At 48.2% G+C, this 25,258-nt stretch carries 22 protein-coding genes and 3 pseudogenes; 11 read left to right on the top strand and 14 right to left on the bottom strand.

Annotated features, from left to right (window positions below; translation table 11 throughout):
* The 4 genes and pseudogenes from GSO_RS15530 to GSO_RS04095 form a co-directional block, all read left to right on the top strand.
* A pseudogene (locus GSO_RS15530) lies at nucleotides 1-138 on the top strand (ABC transporter ATP-binding protein); the annotation flags it as partial.
* A pseudogene (locus GSO_RS15535) lies at nucleotides 128-1,268 on the top strand (ABC transporter permease). The pseudogenes GSO_RS15530 and GSO_RS15535, both read left to right, overlap by 11 nt.
* A 26-nt stretch (nucleotides 1,269-1,294) precedes the next feature.
* A complete protein-coding gene (locus GSO_RS04090) occupies nucleotides 1,295-1,945 on the top strand; it encodes a TetR/AcrR family transcriptional regulator (protein ID WP_010489265.1) in 651 nt (216 codons plus the stop codon).
* Nucleotides 1,946-2,076: 131 nt separating this feature from the next.
* On the top strand, nucleotides 2,077-4,887 hold the full coding sequence (locus GSO_RS04095) for a cation-translocating P-type ATPase (RefSeq protein WP_010489267.1): 2,811 nt from the start codon (nucleotides 2,077-2,079) through the stop codon (nucleotides 4,885-4,887).
* Nucleotides 4,888-5,041: 154 nt separating this feature from the next.
* Here GSO_RS04095 and GSO_RS18650 read toward each other — a convergent pair whose 3' ends face one another.
* From GSO_RS18650 to murB, 8 genes are all read right to left on the bottom strand, one after another.
* Nucleotides 5,042-5,233: a hypothetical protein gene (locus GSO_RS18650; RefSeq protein ID WP_010489269.1), complete on the bottom strand. Its 192-nt coding sequence runs from the start codon at nucleotides 5,231-5,233 to the stop codon at nucleotides 5,042-5,044.
* A 223-nt stretch (nucleotides 5,234-5,456) separates the two neighbouring features.
* Nucleotides 5,457-6,530: an ABC transporter substrate-binding protein gene (locus GSO_RS04105; protein ID WP_010489271.1), complete on the bottom strand. Its 1,074-nt coding sequence runs from the start codon at nucleotides 6,528-6,530 to the stop codon at nucleotides 5,457-5,459.
* Complete coding sequence (locus GSO_RS04110) at nucleotides 6,514-7,347, bottom strand: ABC transporter permease (protein WP_010489273.1); 834 nt, start codon at nucleotides 7,345-7,347, stop codon at nucleotides 6,514-6,516. Before GSO_RS04110 ends, GSO_RS04105 begins: the two co-directional genes overlap by 17 nt.
* On the bottom strand, nucleotides 7,337-8,161 hold the full coding sequence (locus tag GSO_RS04115) for an ABC transporter permease (protein ID WP_010489276.1): 825 nt from the start codon (nucleotides 8,159-8,161) through the stop codon (nucleotides 7,337-7,339). Before GSO_RS04115 ends, GSO_RS04110 begins: the two co-directional genes overlap by 11 nt.
* Before the next feature lie 97 nt (nucleotides 8,162-8,258).
* A complete protein-coding gene (locus tag GSO_RS04120; protein ID WP_010489277.1) occupies nucleotides 8,259-9,347 on the bottom strand; it encodes an ABC transporter ATP-binding protein in 1,089 nt (362 codons plus the stop codon).
* Between the two features lie 13 nt (nucleotides 9,348-9,360).
* Complete coding sequence (locus GSO_RS04125; protein ID WP_010489279.1) at nucleotides 9,361-9,900, bottom strand: helix-turn-helix domain-containing protein; 540 nt, start codon at nucleotides 9,898-9,900, stop codon at nucleotides 9,361-9,363.
* A gap of 268 nt (nucleotides 9,901-10,168) precedes the next feature.
* Complete coding sequence (locus GSO_RS04130) at nucleotides 10,169-12,280, bottom strand: cation:proton antiporter (protein ID WP_010489281.1); 2,112 nt, start codon at nucleotides 12,278-12,280, stop codon at nucleotides 10,169-10,171.
* Nucleotides 12,281-12,313: 33 nt separating this feature from the next.
* The gene (murB, locus tag GSO_RS04135; protein ID WP_029345517.1) at nucleotides 12,314-13,216 is read right to left on the bottom strand and encodes a UDP-N-acetylmuramate dehydrogenase; all 903 of its coding nucleotides are present in this window, start codon (nucleotides 13,214-13,216) and stop codon (nucleotides 12,314-12,316) included.
* A gap of 134 nt (nucleotides 13,217-13,350) precedes the next feature.
* Between murB and GSO_RS04140 the strand changes: the two genes are divergently transcribed.
* Nucleotides 13,351-14,109 (top strand): exodeoxyribonuclease III, encoded by a 759-nt coding sequence (locus GSO_RS04140; RefSeq protein ID WP_010489284.1) that lies wholly within the window; start codon nucleotides 13,351-13,353, stop codon nucleotides 14,107-14,109.
* Nucleotides 14,110-14,121: 12 nt separating this feature from the next.
* Nucleotides 14,122-14,664: a 3'-5' exonuclease gene (locus tag GSO_RS04145; protein WP_010489286.1), complete on the top strand. Its 543-nt coding sequence runs from the start codon at nucleotides 14,122-14,124 to the stop codon at nucleotides 14,662-14,664.
* Nucleotides 14,665-15,072: 408 nt separating this feature from the next.
* Here GSO_RS04145 and GSO_RS04150 read toward each other — a convergent pair whose 3' ends face one another.
* From GSO_RS04150 to GSO_RS04170, 5 genes and pseudogenes are all read right to left on the bottom strand, one after another.
* Complete coding sequence (locus GSO_RS04150; RefSeq protein ID WP_010489288.1) at nucleotides 15,073-16,332, bottom strand: ABC transporter permease; 1,260 nt, start codon at nucleotides 16,330-16,332, stop codon at nucleotides 15,073-15,075.
* Nucleotides 16,325-17,221 (bottom strand): annotated as a pseudogene (locus GSO_RS15540) (ABC transporter ATP-binding protein). Before GSO_RS15540 ends, GSO_RS04150 begins: the two are co-directional and overlap by 8 nt.
* A 194-nt stretch (nucleotides 17,222-17,415) precedes the next feature.
* Complete coding sequence (gene tsaE / locus GSO_RS04160; protein ID WP_010489290.1) at nucleotides 17,416-17,880, bottom strand: tRNA (adenosine(37)-N6)-threonylcarbamoyltransferase complex ATPase subunit type 1 TsaE; 465 nt, start codon at nucleotides 17,878-17,880, stop codon at nucleotides 17,416-17,418.
* On the bottom strand, nucleotides 17,877-18,854 hold the full coding sequence (gene pta / locus GSO_RS04165) for a phosphate acetyltransferase (protein ID WP_010489293.1): 978 nt from the start codon (nucleotides 18,852-18,854) through the stop codon (nucleotides 17,877-17,879). The genes tsaE and pta overlap by 4 nt, the downstream gene beginning before the upstream one ends.
* A gap of 101 nt (nucleotides 18,855-18,955) precedes the next feature.
* Nucleotides 18,956-19,645, bottom strand: a complete 690-nt coding sequence (locus tag GSO_RS04170) for a uracil-DNA glycosylase (protein WP_010489295.1) — start codon at nucleotides 19,643-19,645, stop codon at nucleotides 18,956-18,958.
* A gap of 118 nt (nucleotides 19,646-19,763) precedes the next feature.
* Between GSO_RS04170 and GSO_RS04175 the strand changes: the two genes are divergently transcribed.
* A complete protein-coding gene (locus tag GSO_RS04175; protein WP_010489297.1) occupies nucleotides 19,764-20,657 on the top strand; it encodes a Cof-type HAD-IIB family hydrolase in 894 nt (297 codons plus the stop codon).
* Between the two features lie 48 nt (nucleotides 20,658-20,705).
* Complete coding sequence (locus tag GSO_RS04180) at nucleotides 20,706-21,212, top strand: LURP-one-related family protein (RefSeq protein WP_010489299.1); 507 nt, start codon at nucleotides 20,706-20,708, stop codon at nucleotides 21,210-21,212.
* Nucleotides 21,213-21,599: 387 nt separating this feature from the next.
* On the opposite strand, the gene GSO_RS04185 is transcribed toward GSO_RS04180, so the two are convergent.
* Nucleotides 21,600-22,172 carry a GNAT family N-acetyltransferase gene (locus GSO_RS04185; protein ID WP_010489301.1) on the bottom strand — a complete coding sequence of 191 codons (573 nt, stop codon included), beginning with the start codon at nucleotides 22,170-22,172 and terminating at the stop codon, nucleotides 21,600-21,602.
* Nucleotides 22,173-22,471: 299 nt separating this feature from the next.
* Here GSO_RS04185 and GSO_RS04190 point away from each other — a divergent pair, with 299 nt between their 5' ends.
* Genes GSO_RS04190 through GSO_RS04200 form a run of 3 tightly spaced genes read left to right on the top strand, consistent with a single transcriptional unit; the run spans nucleotide 22,472 to nucleotide 25,253 of the window.
* A complete protein-coding gene (locus tag GSO_RS04190; RefSeq protein WP_010489303.1) occupies nucleotides 22,472-23,533 on the top strand; it encodes an ABC transporter ATP-binding protein in 1,062 nt (353 codons plus the stop codon).
* Nucleotides 23,523-24,416, top strand: coding sequence for a carbohydrate ABC transporter permease (locus GSO_RS04195; protein ID WP_010489305.1), 894 nt, complete (start codon nucleotides 23,523-23,525; stop codon nucleotides 24,414-24,416). Before GSO_RS04190 ends, GSO_RS04195 begins: the two co-directional genes overlap by 11 nt.
* Nucleotides 24,417-24,431: 15 nt before the next feature.
* Complete coding sequence (locus GSO_RS04200) at nucleotides 24,432-25,253, top strand: carbohydrate ABC transporter permease (RefSeq protein WP_010489307.1); 822 nt, start codon at nucleotides 24,432-24,434, stop codon at nucleotides 25,251-25,253.
* Nucleotides 25,254-25,258 lie beyond the last annotated feature (5 nt).

A 25,258-nucleotide genomic window follows, 5' to 3' on the forward strand; every position in this document is an offset into this window, starting at 1 on the left:
GAAGCCGATGTGCTCATGATGATCCGCAACGGAAAGGCCATCGCCCAAGGCACGCCTGACCAGCTTAGAGCAAACTATCATACAGATTCGATCGAAGCGGTCTTTTTGGCCGCAGGGAGGCAGCAAGATGCGCGTTAATGCATTAATCAGTCGTATTTTCAAAGAAATGATTCGCGATAAACGGACACTGGCACTGATGTTCATTGCGCCGTTGTTTATCATGACGTTAATCTTTTTTCTTTTCCAATCCAACACAAATACAAAAGCTGACTTAGGCGTGCGCGGTGTGGATACATCTGTGGTTCGGGCCCTGGATACGGATCGAATCCGGCTCCACCATGTCGGCAATGAAGATCCGACCATGCTTATCAAAGATCACGATTATGCTGGCATCCTGACTCAGAAAGGCAACAAACTGACACTATTACTCGCCAATGCCGATCAAGGAAAAAGTGCCCTCTTGAAACAGGGCTTACAGGCAGCAACCATCAAGCTTAAAATGCAGGCAGCAGCTACTACGATTAAAAATCAAGCAACCGCTTTACAAAAACTGGCATCAGCGTTACAACATTCCACGCGTGGAACTGCACAGGTAAGGGTCCCAACCGGCATCAACTGCCACTCACTACAGAATCGCAACTTATTATCGTTACGGATCGGCTAATTCGACTTATTTTGACACCTTACTGCCGATTCTGATTGGCTTCATCGTTTTCTTCTTTGTTTTCTTGATTTCCGGCATCGCGCTATTACGTGAACGCACAACCGGAACGCTTGACCGATTACTGGCAACTCCTGTGCGGCGAGGAGAAATTATTAGTGGCTATTTATTGGGCTATGGCATTTTTGCGGTGATTCAAACAATCTTGATTGTCGGCTATGCCTTGTTCGTCTTTAAAATCCAAATTCTCGGAAGCATTGCCGCAATTTTTCTAATCAACTTATTATTGGCAATCACGGCGCTTTCGCTTGGCCTACTGATTTCAACGTTTGCCAATACGGAATTTCAAATGCTCCAGTTCATCCCATTGGTTGTCGTCCCGCAAATTTTCTTTACCGGGCTGATTCCTGTGAATCAAATGCTCGGCTGGTTGCAACCGATTGCCCGCTTAATGCCGCTTTATTACGGTGCCGATGCGTTAACCGGCATTATTGCAAAAGGCCAGTCATTAAATGCGTTGTATCCGGACGTCATTGCCCTCCTAGGCTTCTTCTTACTATTTTTAAGCCTGAATCTTGTCACCATGCGGCATTATCGACAGGTTTAAACAAATCTGACTAAAGAAGGAAGTGAATGATCGTGCAGCCGCATAATCTGACGGATCTATTCTCCTCATCGCTTGCTGAAAGCCAGTTGTCAGCCAAGCAACAAGCGGTTTTGAAAGCAATTCTGAGCCTTTTTTCGGAAAAAGGATTTGATCGTGCCAGCACAAAAGATATCGCCCACCTGGCAGGCGTTAGCGAAGGAACAGTTTATAAGCAGTTCAAAACCAAAGAAAGCATCCGCCAAGCGTTATTGGCGCCCATGATTCAACACGTTATCCCGAGCGCATTCACTGAGTTCATTCATGAAATCGGCGAACAGAAACTGCCTGACCTGCACACTTTTCTAACCTTCATCGTGCATAATCGCATGGCCTTTGCCATTGAGAATCAGGCGCAACTTCGGATACTGGCCGCCACTCTTTTGCAAGATGCGGCGCTAAGCCAAGCACTGGCGGAAAAGTTTCAAAAGCAATTCATGGACAAGGCCATCCACTTACTCGCCGTCTATCAACAGGAAGGTGCGCTCGTTGACTGGCCACTGACGCGCATCCTTCGCTATATTTTTGGTACCATTTTAAGTTACCTGTTGCCAGTTGTCTTGGGGATGCAATCTAGTTTTGATCTTGAGACTGCGGTTTCCGAGGCAGTGGCGTTTCTTGAGCGGGGGTTACAAGCATGATAAGACCAGATATACCAGCTATAAATCGCTAAATTTTAATCACCTAAATTCGACAGTTTTGGGTGTTTTTACATCCGGCAGAACGTTAGAATGAGGTTAAACGTCTTAATAAAAGGAGCCATGTCTGAATCATGAAAAGTGAAAAGGAGACGCGGCGCAAGTTTGCAACTGAATCGGTTGCGGATTTACTGGACGACTTGCACACAACGTCAACTGGATTAAGTCAAAAAGAAGCAGCTGCCCGCCTTGCTAAATATGGTGAAAACACAATCACCCGCGAAAAGCAAAAGTCGCAGTTGCTAGTCTTTCTGAAAAACTTTACCAGTGTGATGGCGATTCTGTTATGGGTAAGCGGGTTTGTTGCAATCCTATCCGGCACCCTGGAGCTAGGTATTGCCATCTGGCTGGTCAACGTTATTAATGGTATTTTCAGTTATTGGCAGGAACATGAAGCTCAAAAGGCAACGGACTCACTCATGAAAATGTTGCCGACCTATACGCAGGTCTACCGTGATGGCAAACTGCAACAGGTCAATGCTACCCAAATCGTACCGGGCGACGTTTTCAATCTACAAGCCGGCAATGCCGTACCGGTGGACGCCCGCCTGATTAAGGCCACTTCTGTCCAAGTCGATCAAAGTGCGCTTACCGGTGAATCGGTCCCTGAATCCAAAAAGGTTGACTATAATGCTGGCCAAGGTGAGTTTGCCGAATCCAATCTTGTCTATGCCGGTACCACGGTTGGCGCCGGAACGGCAACGGCCATTGCTTTTGCGACTGGCATGAAAACCGAGTTCGGGCGAATCGCCGCGTTAACCCAACAACAAAAGCGGAGTCTAAGCCCGCTGCAATTAGAGCTTAATCGTCTAACCAAACAGATTTCACTCATTGCTATTAGCTTAGGCGTTCTTTTCTTCGTGGCCGCCATCTTCTTTGTCCATTATCCGGTCGCCCAAAGCTTCATTTTCGCGTTAGGCATGATCGTCGCCTTCATCCCCGAAGGCTTACTGCCGACAGTGACACTTTCGCTGGCTCAAGGCGTGCAGCGCATGGCCAAGAAGCATGCTTTACTAAAAGACTTGAACAGTGTTGAAACGTTGGGTGAAACAACGGTGATCTGCTCGGATAAAACCGGCACCCTGACGCAAAACCAGATGACGGTCGATCATATCTGGACTCGGTCACATACTTATACCGTGAGCGGCCAAGGCTATGTCAATAATGGCCATATTGAGTTAGACGGCAAAAAAGTCCAATACGGCAGCGACCCTGACCTGGATCTGCTCGTTCGTCTGGTTGCATTCAACAACGACACCGAAGTTGAACCAGCAAAAGGCCAAGCCCGACCGAAAATCCTTGGCACACCAACCGAAGCATCACTGGTGATCCTGGCGCAAAAGTCCGGTATCGACGTTAATGCTTATACTAAAAAATATCCGCGGCTTAAAGAGCTCCCCTTCGACTCCGATCGTAAACGGATGACCACCATCCACCAGCACGATGATCACACGCTTTCCATCTGTACCAAAGGCTCTCTTAGCGATTTATTGCCGCACTGCGACACCATTCAGGAAAACGGCAAGGTCCGGCCTTTAACCGCAGCAGACAAAGAAGCAATCGATGCCGCCAACCGCAAGTATGCTTCTCTAGGCCTTCGCTCAATTGCGACCGCTTATCGTGAAATTCCCCAAGAAGCTGATAAACAAAGTCAGCTCGACAACCTCACGATTGAGACGGCCGAAACCAAACTTACCTTTGTCGGCTTGGCCATCATGTCCGATCCACCGCGTCCGGAAATTTACGATGCCATCGAGAAATGCCATCGGGCCAGCATCAAAATCATCATGGTGACCGGCGACTCCTCACTAACGGCGAAGTCCATTGCCGTTAAAATCGGCCTGACCTCCGATAAAGCGCGGGTCGTCACCGGCAGTGAACTCGATGCCATGAGCCAAGACGAACTCAAACAAGCACTGGCAGGCGAAATCATTTTTGCCCGGGTCGCGCCAGAGCAAAAATATAAAATCGTTTCTACGCTACAAGCGATGGGCGAAATCGTTGCCTCCACCGGTGACGGCGTGAACGATGCGCCTGCGTTGAAAAAAGCAGACATTGGTGTTGCGATGGGCGTTACCGGAACCGACGTCGCGAAAGATGCTGCTGACATGATTCTGACTGACGACAACTTTGCTTCGATTGTTGCTGCCATCGAAGAAGGTCGCACCGTTTACAGCAACATTCAAAAGTTCTTGGTTTACATTTTGAACTCCAACCTGCCAGAAGCGGTACCATCTGCGCTCTTCCTCTTCTCGCGCGGTGCCATCCCGTTACCGTTGACCGTCATGCAAATTCTGACTGTCGACCTCGGCACCGACATGATGCCAGCGCTGGGACTAGGGTCGGAAAAAGCCGAGCCTGGCATTATGGACAAACCGCCACGCGCACGTGATGCTCACCTTATGAACCGCACCGTTTGGAAGGCGTTTGCCTGGTATGGCTTAATTGCATCCATCATTTCCAGCGGCGCTTACTTCTTCGTCAACCATCTAAACGGCTGGCCACTACGCGGCCTGGCAACCAGTGGATCAACCTATGTCATGGCCACGACCATGACTCTTGCCGCGATCATCTTCTGCCAGATCGCTGCCGCTATGAACTGCCGCACCGAAAATGCTTCGGTCTTTAAAGTCGGCTTGTTCACCAATCACTTGGTCTGGTTCGGTATTGGCTTTGAAATCTTTCTGTTAGCATTGCTTAGCTACACGCCATTCTTACAGAACTTGTTCCACACCGGACCGTTAGCACTCACCGACTGGCTTTTCCTGGCAATCATTCCAATTCCCCTCTTCCTAATCGAAGAAGGCCGCAAATGGCTTAATCGCCGGCGCTTATCGCGTGAAAAAGTCACGGCTACCGCTCGTGCGTCAAGTGTTACCCGTTAACAGCATACCCGTAAGTCAATTAGAAAAGGTCCAGAAGACGTAATGCGTACGCCTTTTGGACCTTTTCTAGTTGGCTGTTGTTTATAAACCTTTAACCAATTTAATGTGAACCTATACTTCGCTAACCGATTCAGCGAAACAAGCCAGGTGCAACTCACCATTTTTTAAAAACCGTGACCGTCTCACCGAGTGCGCAAAGCCCAAAGGCCAGCATGATGATGATATAAGGTCGGTTCACTTTAATTGCCAAAGCTGCCAATAGCAGACAAACTACTGCCAGCCACAGACTCAGACAACAAATGATATCAAGCCACAGGCCTTCGTTGTGCCGACTATGTTTTCTCATTTGGGTCACCTCATATACAACCTATCATACCTGATTGAGCTGCCTGGGACTACTATGTGCTTTCTTTTAAATCTGTCTGGTTAAGATGACTTGACACCATTTTGGAGGCTTAATGGTTGCGGCTTGTTTGATACTATAAAAACCATCATGAAATCAAAACAAAAAAGCCGCATCAATCAGGGGCTTCCCCCCAACTGACGCGGATAGTTTTAGATACGTTTGCTCACCGGCGGTACATCTTAAATTCTAAAAATAAATCATTATATAACCCAACCTTTGCCGGCGGGAGGTCTGAGTAGATCTCCAGATGCTTCATGGTCTCGTCATCTGGATAGAACTGCCGATCATTTTGAACGCTTTTTGGCAGCAGTTTTTTGGCTGCGGCGTTTGGCGTCGCATAGCCGACATATTCGGCATTTTGGGCGGCGTTTTTGGGTTCCATCATGAAGTTGAGAAAGGCGTATATGGCTTTGAAATGTTTGGCGGTTTTTGGAATGACCAAGTTGTCAAACCAGAGATTGCTGCCTTCTCGCGGAACGACATAGTGCAGGTGTTTATTGTTGGCCAGCATTTCACTGGCTTCACCTGACCAGTCGACAGCGATTTTAGCTTCGTTTTCAGCCATATACATTTTGATTTCATCGGCGACAACTGCCTTGACGTTGGGCGACAATTGATCGAGTTTGGCTTTGGCCACTGCCAGCGTCTGCGGATTGGTTTCGTTAACTGACTGGCCCATTGAGATCAAAGCCGGCGCGAAAACATCACGCGCGGAATCAATCAGCATGATCGAATCTTTGAACTTAGGATTCCATAACTGATTCCAGTGCTGAACTTCACTGGCTTTGACAAACTTGTCATTATAAATGATCCCCAGTGTCCCCCAGAAATAAGGAATGCTGTATTTATTGCCAGGATCGAATTCCTTATTGATCAAGCGCGGATCCATATTCTGCATCCCATTTAATTTACTTTTATCGAGCGGCAATAGCAGATGCGCCTTTTTCATTTTCTCAATCATATAATCCGACGGGACGGTCAAATCGTAGCTGGTGCCGCCTTGCTGGATTTTGGTGAACATGGCCTCATTGGAATCAAATGTTTCCTGATTCACGTGATAGCCGGTTTGCTTTTCAAATTTACTGATTAGTGCCGGGTCGATGTAATCGCCCCAGTTGAAAAGATTCAGCGTGTTGTCGCCGGTATTGCCTTGCGACTTTTGCAGGTCTTGGCTCCAAACCGCTAATCCCAGGCAAACGGCCAGGATGGCGACCGCAATACTAATGAGTCGTTTCATTGATCAACGCCTCGCTTTCTCGCTTGTGTTTGGCCCGCCGACTTTGACCCGCCCGCTGTAGGAAGTAGTAACCGACAACCAGTAGTAAGGCAAAGACGAACATGACCCCGGATAATGCATTGATTTCCAAGCTGATGCCTTGGCGGGCGCGAGCGTAAATCTCGACAGCCAACGTTTCAAACCCATTGCCGGTCACGAAGAAGGTCACCGCAAAGTCATCCAGCGAGTACGTAAATGCCATGAAGAATCCCGAGAAAATGCCAGGCGTGATGTAAGGCACGATGACGCGCGTCAGCACCTGATAGTTGGAAGCACCCAAATCACGAGCGGCGTCCAGCAAGGAATGACTCATTTCCTGCAGACGCGGCAGGATCATCAGCACCACAATAGGAATGGAAAAAGCAATGTGGCTCATCAGCACTGACCAGAATCCCAACGGAACTTTCAAGGCCGTGTAAAAAATCAGAAAGCTGGCCCCGATAATAACATCCGGACTTACCATCAAAATGTTGTTGAGTGACAAGACCGTATTTTTCATCACGGGACGGCTGGTTCGATCAATGGCCAGCGCGCCCAATGCACCGATAATCGTCGCAATTAAGCTTGATAACAACGCCACCAGCAACGTATCCAAAACAATCTGAATCATCCGCGTGTCCGCAAAGAGCTCGGCATAATGTTTCCATGTAAAGCCGGAGAAGTTGCTCATCCGATCCCCAGTCGAAAATGAATAGATCACAAGATAAAAAATCGGCACGTACAGACAGATGAACACGAAAATCAGATAAAGGTTGGACCATTTAAACTTACGCTTCATGCCGGCGCACCCCCTTCTTCTTTCGCTCACCGGTCAGGAACATGATGATAAACATGGCGACAATCAAAACAACGCCGATCGTTGAGCCCATGCCCCAGTTCATTGTCGTCAAAAAATGCTCTTCAATGGCGGTACCAAGGGTGATGACCCGATTCCCGCCAATTAACCGGGTTAACATGAACAGGCTTAAACTGGGAATGAAAACTGCCTGGACCCCTGACTTGACCCCTGAAATCGTCAACGGCCAAATCACTTTAGTAAAGGTCTGCCAGCCGTTTGCGCCCAGATCCTGCGAGGCATTCACCAAGTTTTCCGGTAGTTCTTCAATCGCATTGAAGATCGGCAGAATCATGAACGGAATTTCGATGTAGGCAGCAACGAAAATAAAGCTGAAATCAGTAAAGAGAAATTGCTGTGGTGCAATCCCAAACATCCCTAAGAAACTGTTGACCCCGCCGTCCTGGCTGAAGATGCCGATGAACGCATACGCTTTTAGCAACAAGTTGATCCACGTCGGTAAAATGATCAGCAATAGCCACAATTGCTTATGCTTGGCATAATGCAGCAGATAAGCAGTCGGATAACTGATCAGTAACGTGGCAAAGGTGATCAAAAAAGCATACCAAACCGAATTAATCGTCATCATAATATAAGTGCCGGATTTAAAATAAGTTTGGTAATTCGCCAAGGTAAAATGGCCGCTGATATCAAAAAAGCTTTGATAAACGATCAATACCATCGGCGCGATGACAAATAGTGCGAGCCACATCACATAAGGCATGTAAAATGCAACATTCGTGGTGGATTTTTTCACGATGACCCTCCTCAGATTCAAAATCTAATGGTACCTGCCAAGTGTTGGTTTTTCCAGACTACAAACGCCGACAGAACACCGATCCCCCTACCACGGATCAGTCGCCTTCATAGGTTTCCAGCCGTGCGTCGAATTCTTCTTCAGACTCGTTCAACCGCATGACGTGAATATCTTCAGGATCAAAGGTTAATCCGACTGTTTCCCCGTCTTTTGCCGGATTCGTCGAGTGAATCAACCATTCATTTTTCAATTGGTCGTAAGCGACAATTTCGTAATAATCGCCGCGGAACAATTGGGTGTCGACTTCAACATTCACTTTACCGGCATCGGCCGCCGTAATGTCCAAGTCTTCCGGGCGCAGGACAACTTCAACGGGTTCATTTGGCCGCATACCGGCGTCGGCGCATTCAAACTGTTTGCCATTGAATTCAACCAGGAAGTCTTTAATCATATGGCCTGGGATGATATTGCTTTCACCAATGAAGTCGGCAACAAAGTGATTGACCGGTTCATCGTAAATATCGACCGGCGTGCCACTCTGCTGAACCTGGCCATCGTTCATGACAAAAATTTCATCCGACAATGCCAGTGCTTCTTCCTGATCATGGGTCACAAATAAGAAGGTGATCCCCAAACGTTCCTGCAATTCGCGCAGCTCGTACTGCATGTCCTTACGCAGCTTGGCATCAAGCGCTGATAACGGTTCGTCTAAAAGCAACACTTGCGGCTCAAGAACAATTGCCCGGGCAATGGCGACGCGCTGTTGCTGGCCGCCTGACAACTCGGAAATTTCCCGGTCGGCATATCCTTGTAGCCGAACCATTTTAAGCGCGTCCGTTACCTTGGTCTGAATCGTTTCCTTGCTCATACGATGCAACCGCAATCCAAACGCAACATTGTCAAAGACGTTAAGGTGCGGAAATAACGCATAATCCTGGAAAACGGTATTCACTTTGCGTTGGTTAGCCGGGACATCGTTTATTTTTTTGCCATCAAAAAGAACTTCGCCTTCCGAAACATCCAAAAATCCCGCAATCGCGCGCAAAATCGTTGTTTTACCGGAGCCGGACGGGCCGAGCAGCGTATAAAATTTTCCTTGTTCGATTTCGATATTGACATCTTTTAATACTTGCGTGTCGCCATAACGTTTGCCGACATGCTTCAGTTCCACAATAATGTTGCTCAATGACCCCCACTCCTTATAGATAAGATGCTGTCGCAACCAGCAGGCACTTGCTGCGACCCGTTGCTGCGTTGACAAGTTGATGTTGTTTCGTTGCGTGAAAATAAATGGTTTCGCCTTTTTTGGCAACATAAGCCTGATCGCCCAGCAGCAGTTTTACTTTGCCGCTGACAACGTAAACAAAGGTCTCAGCCGGAGATGGTTCAAACGTTTTAAAAATGCCGTCCGGGGCAAAATCAATCATCACCGGCTCCATCTCATTCTCATTACTTTCCGGTACCAACCACTTCAGTTGATAGCCTTTGTCTTCATCCAGATAAGTGACCTGATCTTCTTCGTGGTAAACCAGCGAATCAACCGGCTCTTCCCGGAAAAAGTCTGCTGGAGACTCGCCTAAAACGCTCAGAATATCAAAGAAAGTCTCGAGTGACGGTGAACTCTGGTCATGTTCAACCTGCGAAATATACCCTTTCGATAAGTCGGTCCGCTCCCCGAGTTCTTCCTGTGTCAGGTTTTTTCGAATGCGCAGATCACGAATTTTACTACCAATATCCATGGCACACCGCCTTTTTAGGTTTCGTTAAACTAAACTTCAAGTTTACTGACTCTGCCTATTATACAAATGTCATGCACCAACGCAAGCTTTTATAACTGAGATGGGCAAAATATTTTCAAGCGGGACTGCCTAGATGAGAATTTAATGAATATCGCCACAAATCGGTAGCAGCACAAAAACGGCGGCATCGCATTTTCTTTTAAGAAAAGGATGCCGCCGTTCGTTTATCTATTGAGAATAGTGCTGCTCTGTAGCCGGGCTTCTAAGATCAGACTTCCTCCAAAGACGTCAGAGTCGCTGCGTTTTCGGTAAAGTTGACATTTTGATTCAGCCGCTGGGCCATCGTCATGGTGATGTAGCCTTTTTCCATCAAATCATGGATGGCTGTTCGTTCTGCGGCAAACGCGATGGCGCGCAATCGACTTAGCTCATGTTCGTACTGGGTGGATTTATGCGTATTCAATGCCTTGACCGAGGCGATGCGATTGCGATATTGAACAATCAATGAATAAATCACCTGGCGATTGTAATGGTGGGCCTTGTTTTCCTTTTGGCGGAGAAACTTCGACAAGTACTTCAACCCGCCTTTTGCCGTTTCTTTTTCAATGAATAATTTCTCGTTAAAGAAGCGATGCGAGCGGTTTTGCTCACTGGCCACGGTGTACCAGAAGTGTGATAGGCGCAATGCCGAGCGGTCAAAAAGCATCCGCAACGTTGGCCGCCCCGATCGTTTGGCCATGGAGTCCAGATCATCCATTCGGTGCTTTAATCGCTTGCGTGCTTTGGCATAACTCTTCGACATGATTTTGTTTTCCCGCCACAAATCGTCCAATGCATATAATTCGCCTTGAACACCGACTTTGCGCAGGTCAAGTTCGTCTTGGACCAGTGGCGGAATTGCGGCACCGGTGTCTTCAGCCAGTTCCAGTCGCCGAATCAGATTCTGATATTCCGCGATGAGATCCAATGCCGCTTTTTGATTATTTTCCCGGCGCTCTGATTCAACGCGGCGCACGGCCATTTGGTACACAAACATCTGCGCCTGACTCATCGAAATAATCCGGACATCATTGGCGTGATCCTCATCAACTTCAGTCTCATCATCAGTCGCCGCGATGGTGGAACCACGCGTTTGCAAAGGTGCGACAGATCGGGTTACGATCGGCAAGGCTATGATCGCAACAATCAGACTCAGCACCACAACGCCTGCCGCAATAAATAACATCAGGCTGCGCTCAGGGAACGGATCACCATTGGCCAGTGCAGCCGGTACGGCAAACACCCCGACCAAGGTGATGGCACCGCGAACTCCTGAAATGCCACTCAACAAGGCTGCGCGCCATGAAGGCTGGTTGCCTTTTGACCGCACTGTCAGCAACATGTAGCCATAAATCCATAAGGTTCGCAAAATCAGAATGCCCAGATAGACCAACACGACAAAGCCGAGTGCCTGTAACGTGCTGACTTCATGATCAGCAATCGTATCGCGCATCGCCACCGGAAGCTCAATGCCCAGAATCAGGAAAATAATTCCGTTAAGCGTGTAAACAATTAAATCCCAAGTCCGCTCTGACACGATTCTTAGTTCCGGCAAAGCGGCCACATATCGATTGTGTTGTGTATTGCTCAGTAACCCCGCCACAACCACAGCAATGACGCCGGAAGCATGCATGAACTCGTCAACAATCAAATAAATAAAAAATGGCGTTAACACCTGCAAAATCGTATGCAGAATCACATCATTGATCCCTTGTTGCAACAGCCAGTTACGACTCAAGTTGATGATCCCGATTAAAACAAGCCCAGCCATTGCGCCAACTAACGCCACATAGAAGAAATCCTGAACCGCGTGTCCAAAAGCAAATGTCCCGGTCAGCGTTGCGGCAATACCATATTTGAAGCCGATCAAGCCGCTGGCATCATTGATCAGGCTTTCACCGCTGACCAAGTGCAAGACCCCACTCGGCAGATGCGTCCGCTTGGCCAGGCTCTGAACCGCAATCGGATCAGTCGGGCTGAGAATCGCGGCCAAGGCAAAACTTGCAGGCAGCGGCAATGGCGGGATCAGGAAATGAATCAAGTAACCGCCAACCAACATCGTTGCAAAGACCAGAAAAATCGCATTTCCGATGATCGGACCGCGCAATTCCCACAACTCCCGCCGTGGAAAATGCCGCCCATCGTAATACAAAAGCGGCGCAATGAACAAAAGCATGAACCAGTCAGTCGCTAAGTTTATCGTTAAATGAAAAAACAAAGCCGCGCCGAGTCCCAGCGCGACTTGAATCAAAGATACCGGGACAGCGACAATGTAGTGGCTGAGCACGTTTGACACGATGACCAGCGCCATCAAAAACAAGACGGCTTCGACTAAATGCATTGTGGGGCCCCTTTCTTTTATTTTGAATGTAGGCTACGACTGCAAGGGTTCGCCAATGATGCGGACTTCAGTTTCCAAATCGACACCAAATTTGGCTTTAACCGTTTTCTGGATCAGGTGAATCATATCCAGATAATCAGTAGCAGTTGCGTCGCCTAAATTGATGATAAAGCCTGCATGCTTCATTGAAACCTGCGCACCACCAATAATGTGGCCTTGCAGTCCGGCCTTTTGAATCATCGGGCCGACAAAATGATGCGGCGGCCGCTTAAAGACTGAACCGCAAGACGGATATTCCAATGGCTGTTTAGCCGCCCGTCTTGCATTCAGTTCGTCCATTTTGGCGCGAATTGCCGGTTTATCGCCGGGTTTCAGGGAAAAAGTAACGCTTAAGACAACATCGCCGGTATCCTGAACAATACTATGGCGATACCAGAACTTCAATTCGCGATGGTTATAGGTTTTGAATTCACCTGCGCGCGTCAACACATGGGCGCTGCTGATAACATTGCAGACTTCACCGCCGTATGCCCCAGCATTCATGAAAAGTGCGCCGCCGACACTACCTGGAATCCCGGCCGCGAACTCAAGACCGGTCAATCCGGCGCGATACGCAGCTTCGGTCGTGTCAATGAGGCGTGCGCCAGCCTGAGCCGTTACGGTGTTATCGTTCACCGTAATCTCGTTCATGGCCGTCAAAATCAAGACCAGCCCACGGATACCGCCATCGCGCACAATTAAATTACTTGCGTTTCCGATGACCGTCAAAGGCAAATGCTGTTCCCGCGCCGATTCAACCAGAGTCCGGACCTCGGCAACGTTTTTAGGAAAAGCCAGTAAATCGGCTGGCCCACCGGTTTTTGTAAACGTATAATGGCTTAACGGTTCATCATGCATGATAGTGATCCCTTCAAGCATCCGTGGTGCATCTACCACAACATCAGGTCCTTTCAAAAAGACTACTTATATATTTTAGCAGAAATTGAGGCTTGTGAACACTTACCTCTCCGTGCGTTTGTTAGAAAAGTCTAGTAGAATAAAAGAGCAATGTAGCGATAGGAGTGAACGTTTTGAAATTAATTTCATGGAACGTGAATGGCTTGCGGGCCGTCTTAAAAAAAGACTTTATGACCATTTTTAATGAACTGGATGCTGATTGGTTTTGTCTTCAGGAAACCAAAATGCAGGCAGGCCAAGTGAAGCTTGACCTTCCTGGCTACTATCAGTATTTTAACTACGCGGAACGCAAAGGCTATTCAGGCACCGCGATTTTTACGAAACACGAACCGCTCAATGTGACTTACGGCATGGGCATTCCCGAGCACGATAAGGAAGGCCGCATCATTACGCTTGAATATCCCAAGTTTTACTTGATGACGGTTTACACTCCCAACTCTGGCGGCGAGCTCAAGCGACTCGATTATCGTCAACAGTGGGATAAGGATTTTCGTGCCTACACTAACCAGTTGGCGGAAAAAAAGCCGCTTGTGTATTGCGGCGATTTAAACGTTGCTCATGAACCGATCGACCTTAAGAATGATAAGACCAATCACCATAACGCTGGGTTCACCGATGAGGAACGTGCCGATTTTACCAAGCAGCTTAAGAGCGGCTTTATCGACACTTTCCGCCATCTGTATCCCAATACGGTCACTTATTCTTGGTGGAGCTATCGGTTCCACGCGCGCGCCAATAATGCCGGGTGGCGGATTGACTACTTTGTTGCCAGTTCAAACTTTCAGCCGTATGTCAAAGATGCCAAAATTTTAACCGACGTCATGGGCAGTGATCACTGTCCGGTTGAACTCATCACGCAGGATTTACTATAGGAGCGTGAAATAATGGATTTTATTGCCATGGACTTTGAAACCGCCAATCGCAAACGGGCCTCAGCCTGTTCGCTTGCCTTAGTGGTTGTGCAGCAAAATCGGGTTGTCGATAGTTTTTATACGCTCATCAACCCGCAGATGCGCTTTGACCCGCAAAATATTCGCATTCACGGGATCACACCGGATATGGTTCAAAACCAGCCGACTTTTGACCAGGTTTGGCCGCATATCCAGATGTTTTATACTCCGGGTCGCATTGTCACGGCTCACAATGCCCCGTTCGATGTGTCGGTGTTGCGCCTGACACTTGACCGGTATGGCATCACTGCGCCGCGCTATCAGGTGATCGACACTGTTCGGACTTCACGGCAATTTTTACCGAAGCTGCCAAATCATCGGTTGGATACGGTCAGTGCAGCGTTAAAAATCCCACTGGAACATCACCACAACGCGTTGGCAGATAGTTATGCCTGCGCGCGGATTCTCATTGCCGAGAACAAACATTTTGGTGAAGCCCGAACGAAAGCTATGATGAAGTTGGCTAAGGCCGGTTAATACCAAAGCGAAAGAGGCTGAGCCATAATTTTGCGCGAACGTTCGCAGATTAGTAAATCCCGAACGATTTAAAAGTTTTAGGCAATAAATTCCTTGCCGTGCCAAACTCCGCAATCTCCGGCCAGCTGGGGCTGGAACGCTGTGACGGCGCTTTGAGCCAGAAAACCGCTGTCTCAAAGTCGCCTAACAACATCAGCGACAAGATCGGTCACTGTGTTGTTTGCACGGCTGAGCCCCATCTGGCCTACGATTGCTCCGCCTTGGCACTCATATCTTAAATAACTCCACCGTATTACCATAGGGAAACAAAAAAGCGAACATACGCTTATCATCACGGTATGTTCGCTTTTTATTGTGGCTATGAATTATGACTCAGCCTTTTTAAAAGATAGCGTTGTTCCTGCAATATCACTTTTTAGCAACGCTACGCTCAGATTTCCAAATGCTAAAGGACGTTTTCATCGACTGCCACAAGCCTGAACCGGAGTAAACCAATACATTGTTCCGGTAGACTTTTACCGTAAACATGGTAAACAGCACGAGGAAGACGAGGCTGATGGCGACGCTGATCCACGCCTCGCCCATGCTGGCCCGTCCTAGTGACATCTGGGTGGGCATCACGAAGACATTCAGGAATGGAACATAGCTGGTAATCTGTGCCAATGCCGAATCGCTTGACTGAGCCGCAATCGTAATGAAATACCCAATCAACCCCAACATGCTAATCGGCATAGCTGCCTGCTGAACCTGTTCCTGATTGGAAACCAGCGAACCGGTCAACGCCGCCAGTACTGAGTAGGTCAAGGTGCCGATGATGAAGAAAACGACAATCATCGCTGTGGTGCCAGACACCAGAATCGAAAAGTCAAACTGTTTCAAAACACCGGACACAAACGACTGATTTTTGACGAATTGCCAACTAATCACCCCGGCAACCACATAAATTGCTAGCTGCGTCAGTAACAGCGCGAAGATTCCGGCCAGTTTACCGAAGAATTGGGTGGTCGCGCTCACCGAGGACAAAAGAATCTCCATAATGCGCGAGCCTTTTTCCGTGGCAATTTCCTGAGCAAGAATCGAGCCGTAAACCATGGTCACCATCAAGATTAAAATCATGGCCACAACCGCAACCCCGTGATTCATCAATTGCGTTGAGTTTGACTTGGTCACCTGTTTGCCGTTTTCAATGGCCACCGTTTTGGTGCTGACCATTGGCGGTTGCGTCAGTGCACTGACCTGCGCTGCCGTGAGATGCATACTTGCCGCGGTGCTGCTAAGTTTCAAGCCACTGAGTGCCGTGACCAAAGTGGTTTTATCAACCTCTTGGCCGTTATCCCGCGAAACATAGCGCGAACGGAATTGATCTTTGGCATTGACAGTTAAAATGCCGTCAACTTTCTCATCGTTCAGCGCCGCATCAGCCTTTTTACTCGATGAGTACACTTTAAAATGCAAATCATCGTTGTTTTGCTTACTTAATGCTTGGCTGACCGCGCTGACGTCACTGACAACTGCCACTTGGGCGGGTGCCTGCGTTTTGGCAATGTAAAAAGCAATGCCGAATCCAATCGCCAGAAAAAGCAATGGCGATAAGACCAAAAAGATCCACGAACCGCTTTTGGCATTCTTTTTGTAAACCTGACTCATGACGACCCAGAATTTATGCATGTGTTTCACCCACTTTCAAGCGGAAAATCTCATCAAGCGTTGGCGGTTGTTGCCGAAATTCCGGTATGTACCCATTGGCGACCGCTTTTTCAAAAATCTGGCGGCCCACTGCCGGATCTGCCAGCGTCAATTCAAATTCCTGACCATGTTGACGAATATTCGTCACACCGTCAAAGGCTTACAAGTCTTCCTGGGATAAGCCTGACTCAATGAAGAGTTTCGTCCGGCCAAAGCTTTCGCGGATATCACCGACAGCGCCGTTTAAGACCATTTTTCCTTGCTTCAGCATCACCAAATGATCCGAGATGGCTTCGACATTGGCCATATCGTGGCTGGAATAAATAATCGCCGCGCCATTGTCTTTTAGCATCTCAATACCAGCCATTAACAAGCTCGCATTGACCGGATCCAGTCCTGAGAAAGGCTCATCTAGGATCACCAGTTTAGGCATATGAATCATGGTCGCAATCACTTGCACTTTTTGCTGGTTACCTTTGCTCAGGTCCTTGATTTTATCGGTTGCCTTGCCTTTAACCTGAAAACGTTCCAGCCATTCGGGAATCCGGGCTTTCACATCCGCCGTCTTCATCCCGCGCAATCGGGCAAAATAAATAATCTGATCCTGCACGCGCATCTTCGGGTATAAACCGCGTTCTTCAGGCAAATAGCCGATGATGTCATAATCCTTGGCCGTTAACGGGTGGTCATTCCAGGTAATCGTTCCGGAGTCTGGGGTCAAAAAATTCAAAATCATTCGAAACGTTGTTGTTTTACCGGCACCGTTTTGGCCAATTAGTCCCATAATTTCGCCAGGCTTGACGGTAAAACTCACATCATCAACCGCCGTCATGGTGCCAAAAGTCTTGACGAGATCTTTAACTGCTAACATTGCACACCTACTTTCTTAATTCATGTCATGCTCCACATTGCTAACAGTGTAGCATGTATACTTTGCTTATCAAAATATAATTTTTAACTATCATAGCCAATGATTAACCTGTTACACTAAAAATAGCACTAGAGCCACCACTGGTCTTAGTGCTATTTTAGTTGAAGTTAAAATAAAAATCATTGGCGCTACGCTCATTTTAAGCTCTGAAGCAATGTTTCATAGCGCTTACCCTGAGGAACAAATTCAAGATGACGGGTTGTATCCGACTGCTCATCTTTTTGAAAGTGCACCAGCAAATCGGCTTCGGGTTCGCTTGCACCCAGAAAATCCGGCCATTCAACGACTGAAACGCCGTCACCTTCAAAGTATTCTTCAAGTCCAAGATCTTCGGCACCACCATCTTCCAAGCGATAAAGATCCATATGATACAGTGGCAGCCGACCGTGACGATATTCGCGAATAATCGTAAACGTCGGGCTTTTGACATAATCCGTAATACCCAGTCCCTTAGCCAAACCTTTGGTAAAGCTGGTTTTGCCAGCGCCAAGATCACCATCCAAGAGAAGGACATCTCCTACCTGTAAATGCGGACCTAGCGAAGCGGCGAATGACTGTAGTTCGGCTTCGCTGGTAAAATCTTTTTTCAAACTTGTCATAGCAAGGTCTGGGCCGCTGTGATAATGGCCAACTTGTAGACGTCTTCTTCGTTAGCGCCACGACTGAGGTCGGAAACCGGCTGATTCAAGCCTTGCAGAATCGGGCCGATGGCTTCAAAGCCGCCAAACCGCTGGGCAATTTTGTAGCCAATGTTTCCGGATTGCAATTCCGGGAAAATAAATACGTTGGCTTCACCGGCAACTTTGGACTCGGGCGCCTTTTGCTTGGCGACAGTCGGGACAAACGCCGCATCAAACTGCAACTCACCATCCAATGCCAAATCCGGTGCCAGCTCGTGAGCTTTCTGGGTTGCGGCCACCACTTTGTCCACTTGTGGTCCCTTAGCGCTTCCTTTAGTCGAAAATGACAACAAGGCAACTCGTGGCGGATCAATGTCAAATAAAGCAGCGGTTTTCGCTGATTCAACCGCAATTTCTGCCAGTTGATCGGCATCCGGATCGATATTAATCGCATTATCCGCAAATAAGTATCGTTCATCCCGGCCACGTTGCATGATAAACGCGCCGCTAACAAGATGAACGCCGGGACGGGTCTTGATGATTTGTAAAGCCGGCCGCACGGTATCCGCCGTTGAATGCACCGCACCGGAAACCATGCCGTCTGCTTCCTTCATGTAAACAAGCATGGTGCCAAAATAATTGGCATCCTGGACAATCTTTTCCGCCTGTTCCGGAGTTGCTTTGCCTTTACGCCGCTCAACGAACGCGGTCACCATCTTGGCGTGAAGATCATCATGCTCAGGATCGCGAACCGTCAACTTGCTTAAATCCCAGCTTTTTTCGGTTGCCAGGTTATGAATTTTCTCAGGGTTACCCAGTACAATCGCCTGCACCAATCCATCGGCGGTCAGTCGTACCGCGGCTCCTAAAACCCGCGGATCCTCGCCTTCCGGAAATACAATGCGCAAATGCTTGTCGTTAATCTTGTCTTTTAAGCTTTCAAATAAATCCAAATCTTATCCCTCCATAAAAGCGCTTTATTCCTTAACATCATACCGTTTTTATCGGGTCGTGACCAGCGGAAGACAATGGAAAAACACTTTGCGTGACTTGATTAACTCGCCGCAGTCACGGTTTCTGGCAGTTGCCAATTAATCGGCGTTTCGCCCATTTTTTTCAACGCTTCATTGGTACGTGAAAATGGCCGACTGCCGAAAAAGCCGCGAGACGCTGACAATGGACTTGGGTGCGCGGAGGCAATGATGGCATTTTTGCTGGTATCAATCAACGCAGCTTTCTTCTTGGCAGCATTGCCCCACAAAATAAACACAACCCCGCCACGCGCAGATAAAGCCGCAATTGCTGCATCGGTCAGCTCCTCCCAACCATGATTCTGGTGGGAATAAGCCCGGCCTGCCTGCACGGTCAAGACCGCATTCAGCAACAAGACCCCTTGATCGGCCCACGCCTTTAGATACCCGTGATGCACCGGCGGATAACCTAAATCGCTTTGTAATTCTTTATAAATGTTTTGCAACGACGGCGGCAATGCCACACCAGGCGCCACGGCAAAACTCGCCCCCACCGCCTGATGCGGATTATGGTACGGATCCTGTCCCAAAATGACCACTTTGACATCATGAAATGGCGTCCATTCGAATGCCTGAAAAATGTGATGCATTTCCGGATAAATTGTTTTGGTCGTGTATTCTTCCTTTAAGAACTCATGCAGCCGGGCATACTCGGGACTTTCAAAAATCGGTTCCAGCACCGTCTGCCAATCATTATGTATTAATGTTTTCAAAAGCTGCACCTCCGCAAATAGTGTACAAGAATCCCTGCGCGTTTGCTACCGGGCAACCGCTTTTCATGCTAAAATTAAGGACGTAATCGCACCATGACAAACCGGAGGGAACAGTAATATGATCAAACTTATTGCATCAGACATGGATGGCACGCTTTTGAATGACAAAATGGAAGTCTCAGACGAAAATGCCAAGGCCATTCGTGAAGCGCAAGCCGCTGGTATCGAGTTCATGGTTGCCACCGGGCGTGGTGTTACCGAAGCCAAGCCATTATTGGCGGCACAGCAGCTAAAGCCCGCGTTCATCACGTTAAACGGTGCCATGGTTTTTGACGAGGCCGGCAAACCGGTTGTCACCATCCCTATCGCCGATGATTTAAGCCAGTACGTTATCGATACTTTACAAGCAGCCGACATCTACTTTGAAATCACAACTAACAAAGGCGTCTTTTCCGACAGTCGGGTTAAGCGCATTCAGAACGTGGCAGACTTGCTAGTCGATCTCAACCCTGATACCACTTACAAGCTCGCCGTTGCTTTGGCGGCTGCCCGGTTGGAAATCATGAATATTAATTATGTGGATGACTATCAAAAATTACTGGACGATCCGACGATTCAGATTATGAAAATCATCGCTTACACCGGCGAAACACCTGACATTTTAAAGGCCCCGGCTAAAGTATTTAAAGCGACCGGCAAATTAAGTGTCACATCCAGTTCCGTTAACAATATTGAAGTCAACAATATTAAGGCGCAGAAAGGTTATGCGGTTGAGGCTTATGCCAAACAGAAAGGGATCACAATGGATGAGGTCATGGCCATCGGTGATAATCTGAATGATGCCAGCATGATCAAAATGGCCAAATACGGCATCGCCATGGGCAACGCGATCCCTGAAATCACCGACTTAGCTTGGGGTACAACCGGCACCAATGGCGAAAATGGCGTTGCCGAGGCGATTCGCAAAGCCATTCGGATCAATAAAGCGGAAGCAACTAACGCGCGTTTCTAGGATTGGCAGCTGAACCACATCATGCAAGCCTTCAAGGGAGGTTAGCAAATGGCGTTATATCTTGACATCAATGCATTGAGTACCGGCAGTCTTAGTGTGGTCAAAACCGACAATGGTAAGCCTGCCTACATTCTGACCGCCCGTCACGGTCTCATTAACGGTGGTTTCGATTTGAATACGCTCAGTGGCAACCCGTTAGGTTCGATCCGGCAGAAAACGGTCAGTGTTTTCCCGCGATATGACCTGTACATCGCCAACCGGAATGTTGCCAGCGTCAAAAAGATGTTCGGCGTCTGGCACCAGTTTATTTTTATTTCAAAACTCAACTGGGTGGCTATGGGGAATCTCTTAAATAACCATTACCAGGTCTTCCACGGCGTTAAAACGATTTTCAGTGCTGAAGAAGTTGCCCCGGCGATCGTCAAGCTAACCATTCCTAACAATCGTGACATTCCAGCCGCCATTTTGCTAGCCGCCATCCTCGATCGCTTCCGCCACGTCGGCGTTGCCGATCCGCTCAAACGTTACGAGTACGGCCTGGACTTTCCGGATTAGCGTCTGGGTTTAAAACAGCTTAGGGCAATTAGTCCCTTGCCGTGCCAAACTCCGCAATCTCCGGCCAGCTGGGCTGGCGACCGCGAAGCTAGAGTGGTGGGCACAACTTAGAGCCTCTGCAAAATCGGCAGAGGCTCTAAGCTCGGCCTTGTACTACGCCGGGAAGATCGCCCGGCTAGTACAATTGCACCACTGAGCCCCATCTGGCCTACGATTGCTCCGCCTTGGCACTAACATCTGAATAATCCTACCGAATTACCTTCGGGAAACAAAATGAACATCCTCCGTCATTATTGGGGGATGTTCATATTTTATTTGTGGCTATAAATTATGACCCAAGCTTTTGCTTTGTTTAGTCCGTGGCGTCTCTGCCGCAAATCTCAGCCGCTACTCACCCACCGGCCGAACCATATGATCATAACGGTGACTGCCGATCATGAGTTCACCGTTTTTGACAAAGCCATTGCGTTCATAAAGTTTCTTGGCGCGCGGGTTTTGCTGGTCGACGTTCAGACTCACAACCTCCGCTTTGTGTGCGCGGGCAACCGGGTCAGCGGCTTGCAGCAATTTTGTGCCGATACCATGGCCTTGAGCACTTGGGGCTACGGCCAGTGTGTCCAGATACCATTCGCCCGGGTAAGTTTCCGTATCCGTAAACAGCGATGATTGTGGCGTTAAGCCCAGCTTTGGCAATAACGGCTGCAAGGCGTCATCAATGTGTGCCTCCTGTTCGTGCAGATATCCGACTGCGATGCCTTCAATTTTGCCATTTTGATCGGCCACGAGCATCTGGGGATAGCCGTAGCGATAAGTCGGCAGAAGAAATGCCTGTTGCAATACTGCATAAAGCGTCTGCTTCGGCACGCGCATCAGTTGCGGAATTTCCATTTCGGTAAAAACAATATCAATCAGCGGTGCCACCTGAGCAGCATCCGCAGGTTTACTTGGACGTATGATCACAAAAATCGCTCCTTTTTCTTGTTGTTTATTATAGCAAAAAAAGCGAACGTTCGCGTGTTACCGCTTCCGAATCATTAATCAAATGTTTTTAAGCGAATAAGTCCAATTTTCCGCCGTTCTGGGTTAAAATATGTGAAGAGTTGTGTTGGCTTGCCGCCTACTAGATATAGTCAAGTGGTATAGCTACAACGCAATATCTTGTTCCAAATTTTCTTTTTGGCGCGACCCTGTTTGGCAAACCATGCGGGACCGACGAACGGAGGTGAGGAGCAGAAAACTATTTGAAGGAGCGTACTGGGTTGAAAGTTACTTTCAAGGACGTCACGATGTCCTACGATGGCAAGACAGATACCCTGAAGGATCTGAATTTTACCATTCCCGACGGCACGCTGGTTTCCCTGCTGGGTCCTTCCGGCGGCGGTAAAACCACAACGTTGAATTTGATTTCAGGGTTGTTGTCCCCTACTGCTGGGCAAATCTTTTTTGGTGACACCGATGTGACCAAAAAAGATGCCTTAGCCCGTAAAGTCGGCATGGTATTTCAGAACTACAGTCTGTATCCGCACTTGTCAGTGTTAGACAATATCGCCTTTCCGCTGAAAATGGCTAAAGTCAGCAAGGCCGAGCGCCACGCTAAAGCTAAGGATCTTGCCAAGTTGGTCCATGTCGAAGACCAGCTTGACAAGAAACCGGGTGCCTTGTCTGGCGGCCAACAGCAGCGTGTCGCTATTGCGCGGGCGCTGGCCAAATCACCAAGCCTATTGTTGCTGGATGAACCGCTATCCAATCTTGATGCGCGGCTACGAATCGAGATGCGGGAAGAGATTCGCCGAATTCAGCGCGAAACCGGCGTTACGACCATCTTCGTCACCCATGACCAGGATGAAGCCTTGCATATTTCCGACAATATCATGGTCCTGGCCAATGGATCGATTCAGCAGTTCAGTTCACCGCAGACACTCTACGATCAGCCTAATAACCTGTTTGTGGCTAAGTTTATCGGCGAACCTGTCATTAACACCATTCCGGCACAGGCCTTAGCTGCCGATCTTGCAGGAGCCGTTCCGGAAGATATTTTGAAGCAAGCCGAAACCGCCGGCATTCGCAGCGAGGCACTTATCCCTTACGATGCCGGTGAGAATGTGTTGGCCAAACTTCATGGCAAGATTACCCAAAGTTCTAAATATGGCCGGGAAGCCACCGCCAATATTACTTACAACGGTGAACATCTCTTGTCGACCGAAATGGCCGGTGTTTCCGGTAGTCAACCGGAGTTGGATTTTTATCTCACCAAATCAGGATTCTTTCTCTTTGATCAGTCTGGCGCCTTGATTTTTGGTGGTGAAAGTCATGCTAAATGAAAAAGCCAGCTTTAAATCGACAGCCAAGGCAGCGTTGTATTTGCTGCCGATGCTCGTCATTACCATTACCTTTAACATCTGGCCGATCATCAATTCTTTTTTAATGAGCCTTTACACCAAGTATGACTTTTACACGGATAAGGTCAGCGGCTGGGGATTCGACAATTTCGTCTATCTTTGGAATGATCCGGATTTTCACCTTGCCGTCCGCAATACCTTGGTCTTTGTAGTTGGCGTGGTGCCGATAACGGTGATTTTGTCGCTGATCATTGCGTTGCTGCTGAATCAGGTCAAGATCATTTCCGGCTTTTTCCGAACTGTCTACTTCTTGCCGTTCGTTACCAGTACCGTCGCCATTGCCATGGTCTGGAACTGGATGTTTCATGGTAACTACGGCTTGGTCAATTACTTCTTGAGTTGGTTTGGTGTTCATCCAATCAACTGGCTGACCGACCCGCATTATGCCTTGTTGGCGTTGATCATCATGAGTATTTGGAAAAGTCTTGGTTTTAACATCATTCTTTTCCTGGTTGGCTTGAACAACATCGATCACGGTTACTATGAAGCGGCGGAAATCGACGGTGCGAATGCCCGCCAGCGGTTCTGGAACATTACCATTCCGATGCTTTCGCCGATTACCTTCCTGGTTTCGGTCAACGGGATTATCGGTAGCTTCAAAGTCTTCGATGAAATCTTTGCCTTGTTCCAAGGAACACCGGGACCGGGCAAAGCCGATTTGACGATTGTGTATTACTTGTACCAGAAGTTTTACACCGAGTATAAGTATCCGATTGCCGCGGCATCAGGCGTTGTGCTTTTCTTCCTCATCTTGCTCGTGACACTCGTGCAGTTGTGGTATTCGCGCAAGCACGTTCACTATTAAGGGGGGAAGCAAAAAATGGCTAAAAAGCTCAGTAAGGTTTTACTTTATCTGATCGTTATTTTAGGGGCCATCACCATGCTGATCCCCTTCCTATGGATGATCTCGACGTCATTGAAAACAGCACCGGAAACCATTGCGGTACCGCCGATCTGGATTCCCAAGTTCCTGCAGTGGGGCAATTACGTCAGGGCATGGAATGAAGCACCGTTTGGTCAGTACTTTATTAACAGCATTATCGTCACGGTCGTCACCACGGTCGGCCAGCTTTTCACCAGTATTCTTGCCGCATTCGCCTTCGCACGGCTGAAGTTTTACGGCAAAAATATTTTGTTCATCATCTTTTTGGGAACGATGATGATTCCTGGGGAAATGCTGATCATCCCTAACTTTGTGACCTTGTCGCATTTAGGGCAAATCGACCACTATGGCGCGTTGATTCTGCCGTGGTTGGCCAGTTTCTTTACGGTTTTCACCTTGCGTCAAACATTCCAGTCCACCCCGGATCAGATTTATTACGCTGCCAAAATTGATGGCGCCTCGGACTGGAAATATCTATGGCAGGTGCTCGTTCCGATGAGCAAGTCCACCATCACGGCGGTGACCGTCCTTCAAGTCATCGGTTCATGGAACGCCTTCATGTGGCCGTTAATTGTCACCAACTCCGATAAGATGCGGACCCTGCCAGTCGGCTTGCAGGCCTTTACGACCGATGCCGGCACACAATATCAACTTTTGATGGCGGCTTCTACTTTCGTCATCATTCCAATGGTCATTTTGTATATCTTCTTACAGAAGTACATTATTGCTGGGATTTCTAAAGCTGGATTGAAAGGATAATCTAT

The organism is Lacticaseibacillus zeae DSM 20178 = KCTC 3804, from assembly GCF_000260435.1.
Taxonomy (GTDB): Bacteria; Bacillota; Bacilli; order Lactobacillales; family Lactobacillaceae; genus Lacticaseibacillus; species Lacticaseibacillus zeae.

Bases quoted from the DNA above. Each gene is read 5' to 3' on its own strand.
- GSO_RS04090 (WP_010489265.1), top strand. From the start codon at position 1,295: ATGATCGTGCAGCCGCATAATCTGACGGATCTATTCTCCTCATCGCTT.
- GSO_RS04095 (WP_010489267.1), top strand. From the start codon at position 2,077: ATGAAAAGTGAAAAGGAGACGCGGCGCAAGTTTGCAACTGAATCGGTT.
- GSO_RS18650 (WP_010489269.1), bottom strand. From the start codon at position 5,233: ATGAGAAAACATAGTCGGCACAACGAAGGCCTGTGGCTTGATATCATT.
- GSO_RS04105 (WP_010489271.1), bottom strand. From the start codon at position 6,530: ATGAAACGACTCATTAGTATTGCGGTCGCCATCCTGGCCGTTTGCCTG.
- GSO_RS04110 (WP_010489273.1), bottom strand. From the start codon at position 7,347: ATGAAGCGTAAGTTTAAATGGTCCAACCTTTATCTGATTTTCGTGTTC.
- GSO_RS04125 (WP_010489279.1), bottom strand. From the start codon at position 9,900: ATGGATATTGGTAGTAAAATTCGTGATCTGCGCATTCGAAAAAACCTG.
- GSO_RS04130 (WP_010489281.1), bottom strand. From the start codon at position 12,280: ATGCATTTAGTCGAAGCCGTCTTGTTTTTGATGGCGCTGGTCATCGTG.
- GSO_RS04145 (WP_010489286.1), top strand. From the start codon at position 14,122: ATGGATTTTATTGCCATGGACTTTGAAACCGCCAATCGCAAACGGGCC.
- GSO_RS04150 (WP_010489288.1), bottom strand. From the start codon at position 16,332: ATGCATAAATTCTGGGTCGTCATGAGTCAGGTTTACAAAAAGAATGCC.
- tsaE (WP_010489290.1), bottom strand. From the start codon at position 17,880: ATGACAAGTTTGAAAAAAGATTTTACCAGCGAAGCCGAACTACAGTCA.
- GSO_RS04175 (WP_010489297.1), top strand. From the start codon at position 19,764: ATGATCAAACTTATTGCATCAGACATGGATGGCACGCTTTTGAATGAC.
- GSO_RS04180 (WP_010489299.1), top strand. From the start codon at position 20,706: ATGGCGTTATATCTTGACATCAATGCATTGAGTACCGGCAGTCTTAGT.
- GSO_RS04195 (WP_010489305.1), top strand. From the start codon at position 23,523: ATGCTAAATGAAAAAGCCAGCTTTAAATCGACAGCCAAGGCAGCGTTG.
- GSO_RS04200 (WP_010489307.1), top strand. From the start codon at position 24,432: ATGGCTAAAAAGCTCAGTAAGGTTTTACTTTATCTGATCGTTATTTTA.